This is a genomic window from Mesorhizobium escarrei (genome assembly GCF_935825525.1).
GTDB lineage: Bacteria > Pseudomonadota > Alphaproteobacteria > Rhizobiales > Rhizobiaceae > Mesorhizobium > Mesorhizobium escarrei.
Map to the genome: position 1 here is coordinate 1 of NZ_CAKXZT010000097.1, position 938 is coordinate 938.

The window sequence follows — 938 nt, forward strand, 5'->3', positions numbered from 1 at the left end:
TGGCGCAAGCTTCCTGTTTGAGAACCAAAAGAATTGACTTGTGGTCGCGCCCGACGAACTGAACAGCCTGCTGCGTCGGGCCTGCGATCTCGGCGTGGCAAACGCGCAAGCGCTGAAAATAATTCCAGGGCAATGCGATGCATTGCGGAGCGGCGCGACGTCTCACGCCATGTCACCATCATGGAGAACGCCTCGCAATGACCGATCTATCCGGAATTCCCGTCACCATCGTCGGCGCCAGCCGCGGTCTCGGCCGCGTTCTGGCCGAAACCTTTCATCGTCTCGGCGCCCAGGTGCTGATCGTGGCGCGGGGCGCGCGAAGAAGATGCAGGCTTTTCTGGCCGGCTACGCCCAGAAGGAAGCCGGCCGCGCCGGACTCGACCTGCGGTTCCTGTCTCTGGCTCCGGCGCGCCTCATACCGCAGACGGACATCGGAGCGGCGGGGGTCAAGGGTTATGCTGCCTACAATGGCACCAGCGAAGCAGCCTTCCTTGACGCAATGGGGCCGGGGCAAACGCCGCAGCAGGTTGCCGATGCACTGCTTGACCTGATCGGTGAGGCGCCGGCGGGAGGCAATTTCATCGTTTCCCACGATGGGGTGGCGGCGCTAAGCTGATGCGAATGGAGACCTCGATCGCCGCTGCCGATGCTTCGGGCGGACCCAATGCATCAGGCGCCTTTTCCGCCCTGGCCGGCGCCATGCGCGGCGAGCTGAAGCGCCATTGCTATCGCATGATGGGCGGCATCCAGGATGCTGAGGACTGCGTCCAGGAGACCCTGCTGCGCGGCTGGCGCGAATTCGCCAGCTTGCACGACGAGGCGGCGGGGCGGCCATGGCTTTATAGCATCGCCACCCGAGTCTGCCTTGACGCTTTGCGCACGCGCCGGCGGCGGCAAACCCTGTTCGGCCCAAGCCTCGATGAGATCGAGCCCGGGAC

The 938-nt window shown here is 64.7% G+C and carries 2 protein-coding genes; both read left to right on the forward strand.

Features of this window, described 5'->3' with window-relative positions; all coding sequences use genetic code 11:
- Positions 1-325: 325 nt before the first annotated feature.
- On the forward strand, positions 326-616 hold the full coding sequence (locus NMG80_RS06420; RefSeq protein ID WP_254017368.1) for a hypothetical protein: 291 nt from the start codon (positions 326-328) through the stop codon (positions 614-616).
- A partial coding sequence (locus tag NMG80_RS06425) for a sigma factor (RefSeq protein WP_301942857.1) occupies positions 616-938 on the forward strand: 323 nt, incomplete at its 3' end. The genes NMG80_RS06420 and NMG80_RS06425, both read left to right, overlap by 1 nt.